Here is a 16960-nt window from a genome sequence, read left to right as displayed (position 1 = left end):
GGGGTCAGAGTTCCCTGTAAAACGTGCTGTCGCCGTTGTTTTAATGGTGGCTATCAGCAGGTTTTGAGGCGTGTCATAAATATACGCTGTCGCTCTAGCATATTAACTTGCCGGGAGAGCTGCAAGCTACATTCTGTTAACATACCGGTAAAGGAGCCTTTCCCTGGGAGTTTCCCTGAAATCAGTGTCCCGGAAAGATTTATTGCGGCTCTGTTTGTAGCACAGAGTGAGGCGGGTGTCTCGTGTTGTCTCGCTTCAGCATGATTAGCATCAGGTTCCGTTGCCAGTTTCTATGCGAAAGCGTACTCTGATTTTAAGAAATTAACCGGAGTGACCAGCATGCAGGCAAGAGTTAAGTGGGTGGAAGGGCTGACGTTTCTGGGTGAATCCGCGTCTGGCCATCAGGTATTGATGGACGGCAACGCCGGCGATAAAGCACCCAGTCCGATGGAAATGGTGCTGATGTCAGTAGGGGGCTGCAGTGCTATCGACGTGGTGTCGATCCTGCAAAAAGGACGCAACGACGTACGTGATTGCGAGGTGAAACTGACCTCTGAACGCCGCGAAGAAGCGCCACGGTTGTTTACCCATATCAACCTGCATTTTATCGTGACCGGCAAAGATTTGAGCGACAAGATCGTGGAACGTGCGGTCAACCTGTCAGCTGAGAAGTACTGTTCGGTTTCACTGATGCTGAGCAAAGCCGCCAGCGTGACCCACAGTTTTGAAATCCGCGACCTGGCGTAACGGATAAAGGGGCGCGGTTGTACCGCGCCCCGTAGATTACTCGATTTTTTTCCCTTCCAGCAGTCGCTGCACCAGCGGCGCCATGATCAGTTCCATCGCCAGCCCCATTTTGCCACCCGGCACCACCAGCGTATTGATATGCGAGATAAAAGATCCCTGCAGCATTGCCAGCAGATAAGGGAAGTCGATCTGGTCCAGCCCGCGGAAGTGGATCACCACAAAGCTCTCGTCCAGCGAAGGGATAGCCTTGGCGGCGAACGGGTTGGAGGTGTCTACCGTCGGCACCCGTTGGAAGTTGATATGGGTACGTGAGAACTGCGGCGTGATGTAGTTGATGTAGTCTTCCATCGAACGAACCACCGAATCCATTACCGCTTCGCGGGAGTGACCGCGTTCACCGGTATCGCGGATCAGCTTCTGGATCCATTCCAGGTTCACGATCGGTACTACGCCGACCAGCAGATCGACGTGTTTGGCCACGTCGATGTGTTCAGTCACGACGCCACCGTGGAGCCCTTCGTAGAACAGCACGTCGGTCGGTGCCGGCAAGGCTTCCCATGGGGTGAAAGTGCCGGGAACCTGATTATAGGGTACCGCTTCATCGTAGGTATGAAGATACTTGCGTGAGCGACCGGTGCCGTTTTTGCCGTAGTCGAGAAAGCTTTGTTGCAGCAGGCCGAAGTCATTGGCTTCGGGGCCGAAATAGCTGATATGGCGGCCGAGATCGCGCGCTTTGCGGATCGCCGCGTCCATTTCCGGCCGGGTGTAGCGGTGGAAACTGTCGCCTTCCAGCTCGGCGGCGCGGATGTTCAACTGCTGAAAGATTTTACGGAACGCCACGCTGGTGGTGGTGGTGCCGGCCCCGCTGGAGCCGGTCACTGCGATAACGGGATGTTTGGCGGACATGGTGGTAGGTCACTCCGTGTTAAATGCGCAGGCGTCAGATATGATTATTGGTCTGTTTGACGCCCTTTCGCCAAGGGCAAAATTCCGCGCGTTGGTTTGCAATAACCCATTGTTACCTGATTTTTTCCGTCAGTCATAGAACCGATCGCCACTAAATTTCTTCCTGCCCGGCGCGGAACTGGCCGCGTGGCATGATGTTGACGGTCTCATGCAGTTCTGACCAAACCAGCAGCACCTCGCCGTTTTTCAACTGGCGGCGCACGTCTTCCACTTTCTGTTCCAGCGAGCGTTCGTGCTCGCCGTAGTCGGTGCCTTCGCGTAACACAAAGGACTCGATCAGGCTGTTTAGGGTCTCAGTTTCCAGTTCTTTCCAGGGGATAATCACGTGGTTGTGTCCAGATAAGGGGAAAGCCAGGATGGAATACGGTATTCCAGCCACATTTGGGGGTGTTTCAAGGTGCCGCCGACAAAACCGACGTGGCCGCCAAACTCGGTCAACTGATACTCAATGTTGTGCGGCAGCGTGGTGACCTCGGGGATCACTTCGTCGGTCATAAAGGGATCGTCTTTGGCATGGATGATCAATAACGGCGTCTGGATCGCCGGCAACAGCGGCAGGGCGCTGCAACGGCGATAATAATCACTGGCGTCGCTGAAGCCGTGAATGCGCGAGGTAATGGCGTCATCAAAGTCGCGGATCCGGCGCAACGCTTTGAGCTGCGGCAGCTTGAGCGGCAACGTGTCAGGGTAGTGCAGCAGCTTGCGGGTGGCATTTTGTTTGAGTTGCCCAAGCAGATAGCGCTGATAAACGCGCGAAAAGCCTTGTTCCATACGCCACGAACAGGGCTCCAGCATCAGCGGTGCTGAAACCACGACAGCCGCCTGCAGCAGACTGTCCGCCCCCTGCTGTGCCAGGTAGCAGGCCAGCATGTTGCCGCCGAGCGAGACCCCGACCGCGGCGGTGGGGGCTTCGCCGTAGGTTGCGCGCAGCCACCTCAGAAAGAAACGCGCATCTTCCGTTTCTCCGGAGTGATAGATGCGCTGCTTGCGGTTCGGCACGCCGCTGCAGCCGCGAAAATGCATCACCACGCCAAGCCAGCCTTTTTCACGCCAGGCGCTGAGCTGACCGTGAGCGTAGGGGCTGTAGAAATTGCCTTCCAGTCCGTGGAACAGTACCACGCGCGGCTTGCCGGCAGCCTGAGCCGGATCTTCGCTCCAGGCGAGATCGACAAAGTCGCCGTCGGGCAATTCCAGCCGTTGCCAATGTGGTTTTAGCTGCACGCGGCGGCGCACCAGCCTTGGCAGCAGCGTCTGCAGATGCGGATTACTGGCCCCGGTCAAAGGGCGAAAGGATTCATGCATAACCTGAGTAAAAATCTTATTGGCGGCTATTGTGGGATTAATAGTGCGCTGTTAGCTTCACTATCCTGAACTGACAATAATACTGCAAAAAATCACCCTGGGTGAGGAGCACCCACCTCATGGAACCGAGTTTATTTCTTTCGATGTTAGGCTTCCTGTGGGTCGCCGCAATCACGCCAGGCCCTAATAATATGTTGCTGACCACCTCCGGCGCCAATTTTGGTTTTATGCGCTCGCTGCTGTTGATGATAGGCATCATGCTGGGGATGCAAAGTATTTTGCTGCTGGTGGCGTTCGGGGTCGGCAGCCTGATCCTGGTTTATCCTGCGCTGCACCTGGTGCTGAAAATCCTCGGCAGCCTGTACCTGTTATGGCTGGCGTGGAAAGTGGCCACTGCCGCCTATGAAAAGCTGGAGACCGACGTGGCGCCGCCCAAACCGATACGCTTGTATCAGGGCTGGCTGTTGCAGTTCCTTAATCCCAAGGCCTGGCTGATGGCGCTGGGGGCGGTGGCCAGTTTTAGCCTGGCAGGCGACAGGTACAACACGTCGATTGTGGCGATCTCGCTGGGCATTTTGGTGGTGAATATCGTTGCCGGGGTGATTTGGCTCGGCTTCGGCACGGTGATTGGCCGCCTGTTACGCAGCAAAAAGGCCTGGATCATCTTTAATCTGTCTATGGGGCTGCTGACGGCGGCCTGTGTGTTACTCATCTGGCATTAAGGAGTTGCAGATGGCAGAAAATTACTTCCACGTAGTGGCCTTCACCGGCGAAGGGCTTCGCGGCAATCCGGCCGGCGTATGCCTGCTGAAACAGCCGTTGTCGACCGCCGAGATGCAAGCGATCGCCAATGAGCTGAGCCTGCCTGAAACCAGCTTCGTCTGGGACGATGGCGATATGTCGGCCATTCGCTGGTTTACTCCCCATCGTGAGGTGGATCTGTGCGGCCACGGCACGCTGGCGGCGGCGCACGTGATGTTCAGCGCGGTCAATCCGGCGTTGCAGGATATCCGTTTCCGTTCGGCAAGCGGTGATTTGTACGTTAAGCGCGACGCCGAAGATGGCGAACGCTTGATCCTGGATTTTCCGTCCCGACCGCCGCAAAAAATCGCGACGCCTGCCGGGCTGAGCGCGCTATTGGGCGTTGAACCGCAGGAAGTGTGGCAAGCCAATGCGCTGCTGGTGGTGCTGGAAAACGAAGCGCAGGTGCGAGCGTTGCAGCCGGATATCCCGGCGTTGATTACTTTGGCCGGGCGCGCGGTGATCGCCAGCGCACCGGGCGAAACGGTGGATTTCGTTTCGCGCTATTTCACGCTGGACGGCGGTGAGGATCCGGTTACCGGCTCTGCACACTGCACGTTGATGCCTTACTGGAGCGCCCGTCTCGGCCGCCATCAATTACACGCGCGGCAGATTTCGGCGCGCGGCGGTGAGCTGTTCTGCGAACTGAAAGGCGACCGTACCCTGATAGGCGGCTATGCGCAGATTTTTTTGCGTGGCGAACTGAGCCTGTAAGCAGATGGGGTTCGTTTCAACCAGCCACCGCCCGTGACTTTTTATCTTAATGTGAGAACACTGACGCGGGCCCCTAAAAGATTCCCTGGAGGGATTCCGCCACATCGGGATGATTTGATTAAATATTCCCATAAGTAATAACGCAGAGTTTTTTATTCTTTTATAGCTCGCCAACGCTCGGATAAAACTGTCAGCAACTGAACAGACTTTTATCAACGGAGCGATCATGGCGAGCAAACTCTTTGCATTACGCAGCGCGGTACTACTGGCGTTGTCACTCGGCACAGCCAGCGCCTATGCGGTGGACGTGACCGTGGCCTACCAGACTTCGGCGGAACCCGCCAAGGTGGCGCAGGCGGAAAACAGCTTCGCCAAACAGTCCGGCGCTACCGTTGACTGGCGCAAATTCGACAGTGGCTCCAGCGTGCTGCGCGCATTGGCTTCCGGGGATGTCCAGATTGGCAACATCGGTTCCAGCCCATTGGCGGTGGCCGCCAGCCAAAAACTGCCTATCGAAGTGTTTTTGATCGCCTCCCAGCTCGGCAGTTCCGAAGCGCTGGTGGTGAAAAAAGAGATTAAAAGCCCGCAGGATCTGATCGGTAAGCGCATCGCCGTACCCTTTATCTCAACCACGCACTACAGCCTGTTGGCTTCTCTGAAGCACTGGGGTATCAAGCCAGAGCAGGTCAAAATCCTCAATCTGCAACCGCCGGCCATCGCCGCGGCCTGGCAGCGCGGTGATATCGATGGCGCCTATGTTTGGGCTCCGGTGGTCAATGAGTTGGCCAAACAGGGCAAGGTGCTGACGGATTCCGCCCAGGTCGGACAATGGGGCGCCCCGACGCTCGACGTTTGGGTAGTGCGCAAGGACTTTGCCGAGAAGCATCCTGAAGTGGTGACGGCCTTTGCCGCCAGCGCACTGAACGCCCAAAAAGCCTATTTGGCGCAGCCGGAACAGTGGCTGAAGGACAAGGGCAACCTCAGCACGCTGTCCCGGTTGAGCGGCGTGCCGGAAGAGCAGATACCGGTGCTGGTGCAGGGCAATACTTACCTGCCGGTCGCCGAACAGATCACCCAGCTTGGTCAGCCGGTGGACAAAGCCATTCATGACACCGCCGAGTTCCTCAAACAGCAGGGCAAAATTCCCCAGGTCGACAGCGATTACAGTGCCTATGTCACCGATCGCTTTGTGAAACAGGTGCAGGCTGCGCCGCAGTCGTAAGGGAGCAGAATGCTAAACGTTAACCATCTTTCAGCAGAGTACCAGGGGCGTCCTGCGCTGCGCGACGTCTCGTTCCAGATTGACGCTGGACAACTGGTGGTGGTGCTTGGCCCTTCGGGCTGTGGCAAAACCACGCTGCTGAATTTGATCGCCGGGTTTATCGAGCCTTCAGCTGGCAGCATCACGCTTGACGAAGTTCCCGTAAAAGGCCCCGGAGCCGAGCGGGGCGTGGTGTTCCAGCATGAAGGTTTACTGCCGTGGCGTAACGTGGTGGATAACGTCGAATTTGGCTTGCAGCTGGCCGGGGTCGGCAAGCCGCAGCGTCGTGAAGTGGCGCTGCAGATGTTACAGCGCGTCGGTTTGGCCGGTTATGATCAGCACTTCATCTGGCAGCTTTCCGGTGGCATGCGCCAGCGCGTGGGCATAGCTCGCGCACTGGCGGCCAATCCGCGTTTGCTGTTGCTGGATGAGCCGTTCGGTGCATTGGATGCTTTCACCCGTGAACAAATGCAGGAACTGCTGCTGACCATCTGGCGGGATACCGGCAAGCAGGTGTTGTTGATTACCCACGATATTGAAGAGGCGGTGTTCCTTGCCAGTGAGCTGCTGCTGCTGTCGCCGGGGCCGGGGCAGGTGGTGGAGCGTCTGGCGCTGAATTTCGGCCAACGCTATGCCGACGGTGAGCCTTGCCGTTCGATCAAGTCTGATCCTGAATTTATCGCCCAGCGCGAATACGTGCTGGGTAAAGTCTTCCAACAGCGTGAGGCCTTGTTATGAGCCTGCATTCTGCCCTTAAAGAGGTTGCCCAGCCGAAGGCTGCGGCACCGCGACGCTTTAGCGTGCCACGCAACGTCTGGTTGAGCAGCACCACCCTGTTGGTGGTGCTGGCTATTTGGTGGGGCGTGACCGCGTTGAACCTGATCAGCCCGTTGTTCTTGCCGGCGCCGCAGCAGGTGCTGCATCAGTTGATCACCATAGCCAGCCCGCAGGGTTTTATGGATGCCACGCTATGGCAGCATCTGGCCGCCAGCCTGGGGCGCATCCTGGTTGCGTTGCTGGCCGCGGTGATTATCGGGGTGCCGGTGGGTATTGCCATGGGGCTGAACGATACGGTACGCGGCATTCTCGATCCGCTGATTGAAATTTATCGCCCGGTGCCGCCGCTGGCCTATTTACCGCTGATGGTGATTTGGTTCGGCATCGGTGAAACTTCGAAGATCCTGCTGATTTATCTGGCGATTTTCGCCCCGGTGACGCTGTCCGCCGTGGCGGGAGTGCGTAGCGTGGCTCAGGTTCGGGTGCGCGCGGCGCGCGCGCTGGGCGCCAACCGCTGGCAGGTGCTGCGTTTTGTGGTGCTGCCGAGCGCCTTGCCGGAGATTTTAACCGGTATCCGTATTGGGCTGGGGGTCGGCTGGTCGACGCTGGTCGCAGCAGAACTGATTGCCGCCACGCGCGGTCTGGGATTTATGGTGCAATCCGCCGGAGAGTTTTTGGCCACCGATGTGGTGCTGGCCGGTATCGGTGTGATTGCGATTATTGCATTTGGGCTGGAACTGGGGCTGCGTGCCTTGCAGCGCCGATTGACCCCGTGGCATGGAGTACAGCAATGAACGAACGTTTGAGTATCACCCCGTTGGGGCCTTATATCGGTGCGCTGGTGGAGAATGTTGATTTGGCGCGCCCGCTGGGCGACGGTCAATTCGAGCAGCTCTACCACGCGTTGCTCAAACATCAGGTGCTGTTCTTGCGCAATCAGCCGATCACGCCGTTGCAACAGCGTAATTTGGCCGGCCGCTTTGGCGATCTGCACATCCATCCGGTTTACCCGCAAGCCGCCGATGTGAAAGAGATTATCGTGCTGGATACCCATGACAATAATCCGCCGGACAACGATAACTGGCATACCGACGTGACCTTTATCGAAAACCCACCGCTGGGGGCGATTTTGGCCGCGAAAACACTGCCTACCACCGGCGGTGATACGCTGTGGGCCAGCGGTATCGCAGCTTATGAAGCCTTGTCTGCCCCTTTTAAGCAGTTGTTGGCGGGCCTGCAGGCGGAGCATGACTTCACCAAATCATTCCCGGAATACAAGCACCGCGGCAGCGAAGAGGAACATCAGCGCTGGCAGTTGGCGGTACAGAAAAACCCACCGCTGTTGCACCCGGTGGTACGTACCCACCCGGTCAGCGGCCGGCAGGCGCTGTTCGTCAACGAAGGTTTCACGACCAGAATTGTTGATTTGGCACCGAAGGAAAGTGACGCGCTGCTGAACTTCCTGTTTGCTCACATTACCAAGCCGGAGTTCCAGGTGCGCTGGCGCTGGCAGGAAAATGACATCGCCATTTGGGATAACCGCGTGACGCAACATTACGCCAACGCGGATTATCTGCCACAGCGGCGCATTATGCACCGTGCGACCATCTTGGGGGATAAACCCTTTTACAAGGGGTGACATGCAGGGGCGGCAGGCCGCCCCGTAGCCCTTAGGATTCGAACTCTTGCGTAAAGCGTTCCAACTGCTCCTGCGCATCCAGCCAGGTCATTTCCGTTTCTTCCAAGGCGGACTTGGCCTGACTTTGTTGCTGTAGGCAGAGAGTCAGATCGGCCTTGCGGCTGATGTCGTACAGCGCGGAGTCCGCCAGCTTCTCTTCTACCGCCGCCAGTTCGGCGCCCAGTTTTTCCATCTGTTGTTCCAGCTTGGCAATTTGCTTGCGCAGTGGCTGAGTCTGGCTGCGGAACTCGGCTTCGCGACGCTTCTGGTCTTTACGTGCCTGCGCACTGTTGCCGTTGTTCTCTTTCTCCGGGGCGTCCTGCTGGTTTTCCTGACGTTGCAGGTCGCTCAGCCATTGCTGATAGTCGTCCAGATCGCCTTCGAACACTTCCACCTGGCCATCATGCACCAGATAGAGATCGTCCGTGGTAGAGCGCAACAGGTGACGGTCGTGCGAGACCACCACCAACGCACCCTCGAAATCGATCAGCGCTTCGGTCAGCGCCTGACGCATGTCCAGATCCAGGTGGTTGGTCGGTTCATCGAGCAGCAGCAGGTTGGGGCGCTGCCAGACGATCAGCGCCAATACCAGCCGCGCTTTCTCGCCGCCAGAGAACCGCTCGGTGGCTTCAGTGACCTTATCGCCCTGGAAACCAAAGCCGCCAAGGTAATCGCGCAGCTGTTGTTCCAGCACACGTGGGGCGATGCGGCTCAGGTGCTGCAGAGGCGATTCATCGGCCCGCAGGAATTCCAACTGATGCTGGGCGAAGTAACCCAGTTTAATGCCCTTTGCCAGGCCAATTTCACCGCTCAACGGTTCAAGCGAACCGGCCAGCATTTTGATCAGGGTCGATTTGCCGGCGCCGTTACGGCCCAGTAAGCCAATGCGTGAGCCGGGCACCAGATTCAGCTTGATCGAGTTCAGGATCACCTTGTCGCCGTAGCCGGCACTGACCTTCTCCATACGCAGCAGCGGGTTTGGCAAGCTTTCCGGCTGGCGGAAGCTGAAGCTGAACGGGTTATCCACGTGGGCCGGGGCGATCAGTTCCATGCGTTCGAGCATCTTGATACGGCTCTGCGCCTGCTTGGCCTTGGTGGCCTGCGCGCGGAAGCGGTCAATATAGCTTTGCAGATGCGCCACTTTCTCTTGCTGGTTCAGGTACAGCGACTGCTGCTGGGCCAGCTTGGTCGAACGCTGACGTTCGAACGAGGAGTAGTTGCCGGTGTATTCGTTGATGGTCTCTTGTTCGATATGCAGAATTTTATCGACGATCGGATCCAGGAAGTCGCGGTCATGCGAAATCAGCACCAGCGTGCCAGGGTAGCCTTTCAACCAGCGCTCCAGCCAGATCACCGCGTCCAAATCCAGGTGGTTGGTCGGTTCGTCGAGCAGCAGCAGATCAGAACGGCACACCAGCGCCTGCGCCAGGTTCAGGCGCATACGCCAGCCGCCCGAGAAGGCTCTGACTGGATTTAGCAGCTGTTCGTTGGAGAACCCCAGGCCGTGCAGCAGGCTGGCGGCGCGGGAGCGTATGGTCCAGGCGTCGATGGCATCCAGCTTGCCGTGCAGCGTGGCGATGGCGTGGCCGTCGTTTTTGTCGTTTGCCAGCTGCAGGTCGGCTTCAAGCTGGCGGAATTCGCGGTCGCCGTCGATAACATACTCAAGTGCCGGCACGTCGAGCGCCGGCGTTTCCTGGTTTACCCAGGCCAGGGCCCAGTTGCTTGGAAAGGTGTAGCTGCCGCCGTCTGCGGCCATCTCACCCTTTAGCAAGGCCAGCAGCGTAGATTTGCCACAGCCGTTTTTACCCACCAGGCCGACCTTCTGACCTGGATTAACCGTCGCCGTGGCGTTGTCCAGCAGGACGCGGGTGCCGCGTCGGATTTGTAGCGAGGAGAATACAATCATAAAGCGCCGTATGTTCAGAGTATGTTAAATTGAATGGATTCTAAGTTAACAGGACACAGACTGTCCTATTATTAGTCTTTGCGGAGCATGGTAACGGAAAACCGCTACCCTGACGACGCTTTGGAGGGGAATGATGTCGCAGCCGCCCAAGGTCTTGCTGCTGTATGCCCATCCGGAATCCCAGGACTCGGTCGCGAATCGGGTTTTGCTTCGACCGGCACAGCAGTTGGAACATGTCACCGTGCACGATTTATACGCGCACTATCCTGATTTTTTTATCGATATTCACCACGAACAACAACTGCTGCGTGAACATCAGGTCATTGTTTTTCAACATCCTCTCTATACCTACAGTTGTCCGGCCCTGTTGAAAGAGTGGCTGGACCGCGTGCTGTCGCGTGGTTTTGCCAGCGGCATGGGCGGCAATGCGCTGGCGGGAAAGTATTGGCGTTCGGTGATCACCACCGGGGAACCGGAGGGGGCCTATCGTACCGGCGGTTATAACCGCTACCCGATGGAAGATATTCTGCGGCCGTTTGAGTTGACCGCCGCCATGTGTCATATGCACTGGCTGACGCCGATGCTGGTGTATTGGGCGCGCCGTCAAAAGCCGGAAGTGCTGGAAAACCATGCCACGGCGTATGGCGACTGGCTGCGTAACCCGTTGCCGCACGGAGGAAGGTAAACATGGAAGGCTCAACGTTACTGACCGCAATTTTACTGTTTCTGTTCGCCGCCGTGGTCACGGTGCCGATTGCCCGACGCCTGGGGATTGGCGCGGTGCTGGGTTACCTGATTGCCGGTATTGCCATTGGCCCCTGGGGATTGGGTTTCATTCGCGACGTCGACGAGATCCTGCACTTTTCCGAATTGGGCGTGGTGTTCCTGATGTTTATCATCGGGCTGGAACTGAACCCGAGCAAGCTGTGGGAACTCAGGCGCTCAATCTTTGGCGTCGGTGCCGGGCAAGTGCTGATCACCGCCGCCGTGCTGGGCGCGCTGCTTTATCTGACGCATTTTGCCTGGCAGGCCGCCGTGATTGGCGGTATCGGGCTGGCGATGTCCTCAACCGCGATGGCGCTGCAACTGATGCGCGAGAAGGGCATGAACCGCAACGAAGGCGGTCAGTTGGGGTTCTCGGTGCTGCTGTTCCAGGATATGGCGGTGATCCCGGCGTTGGCGCTGATCCCGATCCTGGCCGGTGCCGGCGGCAGCAGCGACGATTGGGCACAAATTGCACTCAAGGTGGCAGCATTCGGCGGCATGCTGATCGGCGGACGGTACTTGCTGCGTCCGCTGTTTCGCTATATCGCCTCTTCCGGAGTTCGCGAAATTTTCACCGCTGCCGCCCTGCTGGTGGTGCTGGGGGCGGCGATGTTTATGGACGCCCTTGGTCTTTCTATGGCGCTAGGGACCTTTATCGCCGGCGTGCTGCTGGCCGAAAGCGAATATCGCCACGAGCTGGAAATCTCCATCGAGCCTTTCAAAGGGCTGCTGCTGGGGCTGTTTTTTATCTCGGTGGGCATGGCGCTGAATATCGGCGTACTCTATACCCATCTGGCCGAAGTGCTGCTGGGCGTGGTGCTGTTGGTGGCGATTAAGTCAGGGGTGCTGTACTCGCTGTCGCGCATTTTCGGCCTGCGCAGCTCAGTGCGCTTGCAGTTTGCCGGGGTACTCAGTCAGGGCGGAGAGTTTGCCTTCGTGCTGTTTTCGGCGGCGGGGGCGCAGAAGGTGTTGCAGCCCGATCAGCTTGCGCTGTTGCTGGTGGTGGTGACCCTGTCGATGATGACTACGCCGCTGCTGATGCAGATTATCGATCGCATCCTGGTGCGCCGTTATAACGCCCGGGATGAGGACGAAGAGACCCCGTATGTGGAAGACGACGATCCGCAGGTGATCATCGTGGGCTTCGGACGTTTTGGTCAGGTGATCGGCCGCCTGCTGATGGCCAACAAGATGCGTATTACCGTCCTGGAGCGCGATGTCAGCGCCGTCGGCGTACTGCGGCGCTATGGTTATAAGGTGTATTACGGTGACGCCACCGAGCTGGAACTGCTGCGTGCGGCCGGCGCGGCGAAGGCCAAGTCGATTGTGATCACCTGTAATGAGCCGGAAGACACCATGGAAATTGTCCGCCTGTGCCAGCAGCATTTTCCCGAGCTGAGTATTTTGGCGCGGGCGCGCGGCCGTGTGGAAGCGCATGAGTTGTTGCAGGCAGGGGTCAAGCAGTTCAGTCGCGAAACTTTTTCCAGTGCGCTGGAACTGGGGCGCAAGGCACTGATGGAACTGGGCATGCATCCTCATCAGGCCTATCGCGCACAGCAGCACTTCCGTCGATTGGATATGCGGATGTTGCGTGAGCTGATGCCGCCGCATCACGGTGATGTGGCGCAAATTTCCCGCGTGAAGGAAGCGCGGCGCGAGCTGGAAGAACTTTTCCACCGGGAAATGCAAAAAGAGAGTCGCCAGTTCGACGGCTGGGATGAATACGAATAATTTGGAGCACTGAGATGTCTGCAACACGGAAAAGATTTATCGCCGGGGCGGTCTGCCCAAGCTGTAAGGCTATGGATACGCTGGCCGTTTGGCGTGAAGACCAGGTCGAAGTGGTGGAGTGCGTCAAGTGCGGCCATCATCAGCGGCAGACCGAACAGCAGGTGGAAAAGCACGTTCGGCCGCAGGAGCAGGTGATCGGTATTTTCCATCCGGAATAGCGTTATCGAGCGCGTTTTTTTATGCTGAAGGGTACAGCGGGGCAGATTTCCGATACAATCTGTCCGGTAAAGGCGCGGCCTCATGACGGCTGCGTCCAAGTATCCAACGGTAGGAGATATCATGAAAGTAGCAAAAGACTTGGTGGTCAGCCTGGCTTATCAAGTACGTACAGAAGACGGTGTGTTGGTTGATGAGTCTCCGGTGAGTGCGCCGCTGGACTATCTGCACGGGCATGGTTCTCTGATCGCAGGTCTGGAAAAAGCACTCGAAGGCCACGAAGCGGGCGATCGTTTTGACGTTAACGTTGGCGCTAACGATGCGTACGGCAACTACGACGAAAACCTGGTGCAGCGCGTGCCGAAAGACGTCTTTATGGGCGTTGACGAGTTGGAAGTTGGCATGCGTTTCCTGGCTGACACCGATCAGGGCCCAGTGCCGGTCGAAATCACCGAAGTGGACGGCGATCACGTAGTGGTTGACGGTAACCACATGCTGGCTGGTCAGAACCTGAACTTCAACGTAGAAGTTGTCGCGATCCGCGAAGCTACCGCTGAAGAATTGGCGCACGGCCACGTACACGGCGAGCACGATCATCACCACGAACACGGTGAAGGTTGCTGCGGCGGCCATGGCCACGATCACGACCATGACCACGCGCATGATCACGGTCAGGCCAAGAAAGGCGGTTGTGGTAACGGCGGTTGCGGCTGCCACTAATCGCAGCGCAGTAACGGCAAAAAAAAGGGCGGCCCTCAGGCTGCCCTTTTTTATGGCTTATCAATAATGTGGCGGCGGTGTTTCTTCCGACTGCGACGCAATCATCGACGTTTGGGTCGAACGCAGCTTGTCGGTCAGCACGCGCAGGTGATCCTGCAATTTCAGCATTTCAAGCTGGTGTTTCACCACGGTCTGATTGAGCTCTTCAATAGTGACTTCCTGAAAGGCCTGACGACTTTCCAGTTCTTCAAGCCGCAGTAACAGGCTTTGGATATCGGCGTTGTGCATGATGCTACCTCTGACGCGGTTAAATCCTGAATCTGACGCTATGGTAACAGCTGCCGGCGGCTTTGCGCTGCGCTATTTCACCCCGCTATGTGCGGGGGCAGACGGAAAACGCCGGTGCACTGTGTAAAGTGCTGAAAAATAGAGCGCTCGGTGTGGCGGTTTTTGTTACTGTGGATACCACGGGCGCAGGAAAAATCTGACTTATCATACGGGTAGCACATTAAACGAAACTTCTGTTTAAAGCTGGAGTCACACTTTGACTCGATTGGTTACCTGTGTGACTGTTTTGTTTTGTTTCGGACAGCTATAGTAGCCCGGTTATCTTACTTAATGATTGTTTGGGGCACCGCTTCAGACACTGGAGAAATGGATGAAATCTTTGTTTAAAGTCACGCTTCTGGCAACCACCATGGCTTTTGCTTTGAATGCGACCCAGGTCATGGCTGCCGATGCAGCTAAACCGGCAGAAGCAGCGAAAGCCGCAGACGCAGCACCAAGCACCGGCAAGTTCAAGAACGATGACGAGCAAGCGGCTTACGCACTGGGCGCATCCCTGGGCCGTTACATGGACAACTCGCTGAAAGAGCAAGAAAAACTGGGTATTAAACTGGACAAAGACCAGCTGATCTCAGGCGTTCAGGACGCTTTCGCCAACAAGAGCAAGCTGAACGACGCAGATATCGAAAAAACTCTGCAGAGCTTTGAAGCGCGCGTGAAGGCTTCCGCTCAGGCGAAGATGGAGCAGGACGCGAAAGATAACGAAGCGAAAGGCACCAAGTACCGCGATACCTTCGCGAAAGAAAAAGGCGTGAAGAAAACCGAGTCCGGCCTGCTGTATCAGGTAGAGAAGCCAGGTACCGGTTCTGCGCCTAAAGACAGCGATACCGTTGTAGTAAACTACAAAGGCACCCTGACTGACGGCACCGAGTTTGATAACTCCTACACCCGTGGTGAGCCACTGTCATTCCGTCTGGACGGCGTGATCCCAGGTTGGACCGAAGGCCTGAAACACATCAAGAAAGGCGGCAAAATCAAGCTGGTTATTCCACCGGCGCTGGCCTACGGTAAAACTGGCGTTCCGGGTATCCCGGCTAACTCCACACTGGTGTTCGACGTTGAACTGCTGGATGTGAAAGCCGCTCCTAAAGCGGATGCCAAGGCTGAGAAGCCGGCTGACGCAGCGGCAGACGCCAAAGCGCAATAAGCCTGTCTGAGTCCCCACACCGCCGCGAGCTTCCCTCGCGGCGGTGTTCATTTTAATCCGCCAAATCAGCGCTAACTTTCGCTTCCTGCCCACTGATCGCTTGACGCCTGCCGGGCATCGGGCTTAACGTCAATACCACGCGCAAACGCAAGGACTTTACTCTGGCTGTTTTGCTAGACTAATAATCCGGACTTATGAGTCATGCGCCTGCCCCTTAGGGCGTGTACCTAAAACTGTTCCTGGTCATCTCGGCCTGCGGACGCTCGTCGTGCTGTTTCAGACTGATATCAGCCAGCCCATCCCGCGTAACTTCAAGGGTGTGCCGCCTGTGGAAAGGAACCCGCACGAGCAGTTTTAGCTGCGCCCCCTGGCACAGGCGATCTTTGAGGGTGGTATTTTCGATGTCTAATTCGCTTTTATCCAGCGAAGCCAGCGAACTTGATTTGCTGAATGAACGTCCGTTTACTCAGACGGATCATGAAATCCTGAAGTCTTACGAAGCGGTTGTTGACGGCCTGGCGATGTTGATCGGCGGGCACTGTGAAATCGTGCTGCATGCTTTGGAAGATTTGAAATGTTCGGCGGTACGGATTGCGAACGGTGAGCATACCGGGCGGCAGATCGGTTCGCCGATCACTGACCTCGCGCTGCGCATGTTGCATGACATGGCCGGCGATGACAGCAGCGTGTCCAAGGCCTATTTTACCCGTGCCAAGAGCGGCGTGTTGATGAAGTCGGTGACTATCGCCATCCGCAATCGTGAGCAGCGGGTGATCGGTTTGTTGTGTATCAACATGAACCTCGACGTGCCTTTCTCCCAGGTGATGCAGACCTTTATGCCGCCGGAAACTCAGGATGTGGCACCCTCGGTCAACTTTGCGTCTTCCGTTGACGATCTGGTGGCACAGACGCTGGAGTTTACCATTGAGGAAGTTAATGCCGATCGTAATGTCTCCAACAATGCCAAAAACCGCCAGGTAGTGCTGAATCTCTATGAGAAGGGTATTTTTGATATCAAGGACGCCATTAATCAGGTGGCGGACCGTCTGAATATCTCAAAACACACCGTGTATCTGTACATCCGCCAGTTCAAAAGCGGCGATCTGTTGGGAACTGAGCGCGGATGCTGAATTACTGCCTTTTGGTCACCGGTCCGGCTTACGGCACTCAACAGGCCAGCAGCGCCTATCAGTTCGCGCAGGCTTTGCTGGCCAAGGGACACCGCCTCTCCAGCGTGTTTTTTTACCGTGAAGGGGTGTTGAACGCCAATCAACTGACTGCACCGGCCAGCGACGAATTTGATTTGGTACGGGGTTGGGTGCAGTTGGCACAGCAGCATGGCATTGAGCTCAACGTCTGCGTGGCTGCGGCGCTGCGGCGCGGTGTGACCGATGAGCAGGAAGCCGCACAGCAAGGATTGCCCAGCGCCAATCTTCAGCCGGGTTTTACCCTTAGCGGGCTGGGCTCGCTGGCGGAGGCTTCGCTGAGCTGTGACCGCCTGGTGCAGTTCTGAGAGAGTTTATGAAACGAGTCGCTTTTGTTTTTACCCAGAGTCCACACGGCAGCGCCAGCGGCAGGGAAGGTCTGGATGCGTTGTTAGCCACTTCGGCACTGAGCGAAGATCTGGGCGTGTTTTTTATCGGTGACGGCGTGTTGCAGATCATGCCGGGGCAGCAACCGGAAAAAATTCTGGCGCGCAATTACATTGCCACCTTTGGTGTGCTGCCGCTGTATGACGTTGAACAGTGTTATCTTTGCCAGGCATCGCTACAGGAACGCGGCCTGAGTCAGGTGACCGACTGGGTGTTGGACGCCGAGATTTTGGCACCGGATGCGCTGAGTCGCCAACTGGCCAGCTATGACGTGGTGATGACATTTTAGGAA

At 57.0% G+C, this 16960-nt stretch carries 20 protein-coding genes; 15 read left to right on the top strand and 5 right to left on the bottom strand.

What is annotated here, in order from left to right; all coding sequences use genetic code 11:
- Window positions 1–339: 339 nt before the first annotated feature.
- Complete coding sequence (locus M495_RS22650; protein ID WP_020837287.1) at window positions 340–747, top strand: OsmC family protein; 408 nt, start codon at window positions 340–342, stop codon at window positions 745–747.
- Between the two features lie 36 nt (window positions 748–783).
- On the opposite strand, the gene M495_RS22645 is transcribed toward M495_RS22650, so the two are convergent.
- The 3 genes from M495_RS22645 to M495_RS22635 form a co-directional block, all read right to left on the bottom strand.
- Window positions 784–1653, bottom strand: a complete 870-nt coding sequence (locus M495_RS22645; protein WP_020837286.1) for a phosphoribulokinase — start codon at window positions 1651–1653, stop codon at window positions 784–786.
- Between the two features lie 151 nt (window positions 1654–1804).
- Entirely contained in the window at window positions 1805–2038 is a 234-nt protein-coding gene (locus tag M495_RS22640; RefSeq protein ID WP_020837285.1) for a YheU family protein, read from the bottom strand.
- Window positions 2035–3015 (bottom strand): hydrolase, encoded by a 981-nt coding sequence (locus M495_RS22635; RefSeq protein WP_020837284.1) that lies wholly within the window; start codon window positions 3013–3015, stop codon window positions 2035–2037. Before M495_RS22635 ends, M495_RS22640 begins: the two co-directional genes overlap by 4 nt.
- 119 nt (window positions 3016–3134) lie before the next feature.
- Here M495_RS22635 and M495_RS22630 point away from each other — a divergent pair, with 119 nt between their 5' ends.
- From M495_RS22630 to tauD, 6 genes are all read left to right on the top strand, one after another.
- Window positions 3135–3737 carry a LysE family translocator gene (locus M495_RS22630; protein WP_020837282.1) on the top strand — a complete coding sequence of 201 codons (603 nt, stop codon included), beginning with the start codon at window positions 3135–3137 and terminating at the stop codon, window positions 3735–3737.
- Between the two features lie 10 nt (window positions 3738–3747).
- A complete protein-coding gene (locus M495_RS22625) occupies window positions 3748–4530 on the top strand; it encodes a PhzF family phenazine biosynthesis protein (RefSeq protein WP_020837277.1) in 783 nt (260 codons plus the stop codon).
- A gap of 226 nt (window positions 4531–4756) precedes the next feature.
- On the top strand, window positions 4757–5752 hold the full coding sequence (gene tauA / locus M495_RS22620; protein ID WP_020837275.1) for a taurine ABC transporter substrate-binding protein: 996 nt from the start codon (window positions 4757–4759) through the stop codon (window positions 5750–5752).
- A 9-nt stretch (window positions 5753–5761) separates the two neighbouring features.
- Window positions 5762–6529, top strand: a complete 768-nt coding sequence (gene tauB, locus M495_RS22615; protein WP_020837273.1) for a taurine ABC transporter ATP-binding subunit — start codon at window positions 5762–5764, stop codon at window positions 6527–6529.
- Entirely contained in the window at window positions 6526–7362 is an 837-nt protein-coding gene (gene tauC / locus M495_RS22610; RefSeq protein WP_020837272.1) for a taurine ABC transporter permease TauC, read from the top strand. The genes tauB and tauC overlap by 4 nt, the downstream gene beginning before the upstream one ends.
- Complete coding sequence (tauD, locus tag M495_RS22605) at window positions 7359–8207, top strand: taurine dioxygenase (protein WP_020837270.1); 849 nt, start codon at window positions 7359–7361, stop codon at window positions 8205–8207. Before tauC ends, tauD begins: the two co-directional genes overlap by 4 nt.
- Window positions 8208–8238: 31 nt before the next feature.
- Here the strand turns inward: tauD and M495_RS22600 are convergent, their stop codons facing one another.
- The gene (locus M495_RS22600; RefSeq protein ID WP_020837266.1) at window positions 8239–10152 is read right to left on the bottom strand and encodes an ABC transporter ATP-binding protein; all 1914 of its coding nucleotides are present in this window, start codon (window positions 10150–10152) and stop codon (window positions 8239–8241) included.
- A 133-nt stretch (window positions 10153–10285) separates the two neighbouring features.
- On the opposite strand from M495_RS22600, the gene kefG reads away from it, so the two are divergent.
- The 4 genes from kefG to slyD all read left to right on the top strand — a co-directional run bounded on the left by kefG (window position 10286) and on the right by slyD (window position 13584).
- Complete coding sequence (gene kefG / locus M495_RS22595) at window positions 10286–10837, top strand: glutathione-regulated potassium-efflux system ancillary protein KefG (protein WP_041415731.1); 552 nt, start codon at window positions 10286–10288, stop codon at window positions 10835–10837.
- 2 nt (window positions 10838–10839) lie between these two features.
- The gene (kefB, locus tag M495_RS22590; protein ID WP_020837263.1) at window positions 10840–12648 is read left to right on the top strand and encodes a glutathione-regulated potassium-efflux system protein KefB; all 1809 of its coding nucleotides are present in this window, start codon (window positions 10840–10842) and stop codon (window positions 12646–12648) included.
- 14 nt (window positions 12649–12662) lie between these two features.
- Window positions 12663–12866 carry a YheV family putative zinc ribbon protein gene (locus tag M495_RS22585; RefSeq protein WP_004951224.1) on the top strand — a complete coding sequence of 68 codons (204 nt, stop codon included), beginning with the start codon at window positions 12663–12665 and terminating at the stop codon, window positions 12864–12866.
- A 121-nt stretch (window positions 12867–12987) separates the two neighbouring features.
- A complete protein-coding gene (gene slyD / locus M495_RS22580) occupies window positions 12988–13584 on the top strand; it encodes a peptidylprolyl isomerase (protein ID WP_020837261.1) in 597 nt (198 codons plus the stop codon).
- A 60-nt stretch (window positions 13585–13644) separates the two neighbouring features.
- Here slyD and M495_RS22575 read toward each other — a convergent pair whose 3' ends face one another.
- On the bottom strand, window positions 13645–13872 hold the full coding sequence (locus M495_RS22575) for a SlyX family protein (protein ID WP_020837259.1): 228 nt from the start codon (window positions 13870–13872) through the stop codon (window positions 13645–13647).
- Window positions 13873–14242: 370 nt separating this feature from the next.
- Here M495_RS22575 and fkpA point away from each other — a divergent pair, with 370 nt between their 5' ends.
- From fkpA to tusC, 4 genes are all read left to right on the top strand, one after another.
- On the top strand, window positions 14243–15076 hold the full coding sequence (gene fkpA, locus M495_RS22570; RefSeq protein WP_020837258.1) for an FKBP-type peptidyl-prolyl cis-trans isomerase: 834 nt from the start codon (window positions 14243–14245) through the stop codon (window positions 15074–15076).
- 401 nt (window positions 15077–15477) lie between these two features.
- Window positions 15478–16206, top strand: a complete 729-nt coding sequence (locus M495_RS22565; protein WP_020837257.1) for a helix-turn-helix transcriptional regulator — start codon at window positions 15478–15480, stop codon at window positions 16204–16206.
- Entirely contained in the window at window positions 16200–16589 is a 390-nt protein-coding gene (gene tusD / locus M495_RS22560) for a sulfurtransferase complex subunit TusD (protein ID WP_020837256.1), read from the top strand. The genes M495_RS22565 and tusD overlap by 7 nt, the downstream gene beginning before the upstream one ends.
- An 8-nt stretch (window positions 16590–16597) precedes the next feature.
- Complete coding sequence (gene tusC / locus M495_RS22555; RefSeq protein ID WP_020837255.1) at window positions 16598–16957, top strand: sulfurtransferase complex subunit TusC; 360 nt, start codon at window positions 16598–16600, stop codon at window positions 16955–16957.
- The last annotated feature ends 3 nt before the right edge of the window (window positions 16958–16960 follow it).

The organism is Serratia liquefaciens ATCC 27592 (assembly GCF_000422085.1).
Classification (GTDB): domain Bacteria; phylum Pseudomonadota; class Gammaproteobacteria; order Enterobacterales; family Enterobacteriaceae; genus Serratia; species Serratia liquefaciens.
Note: the sequence above shows the minus strand (reverse complement) of the source record. Positions and strands in the feature narration are given on the sequence as shown.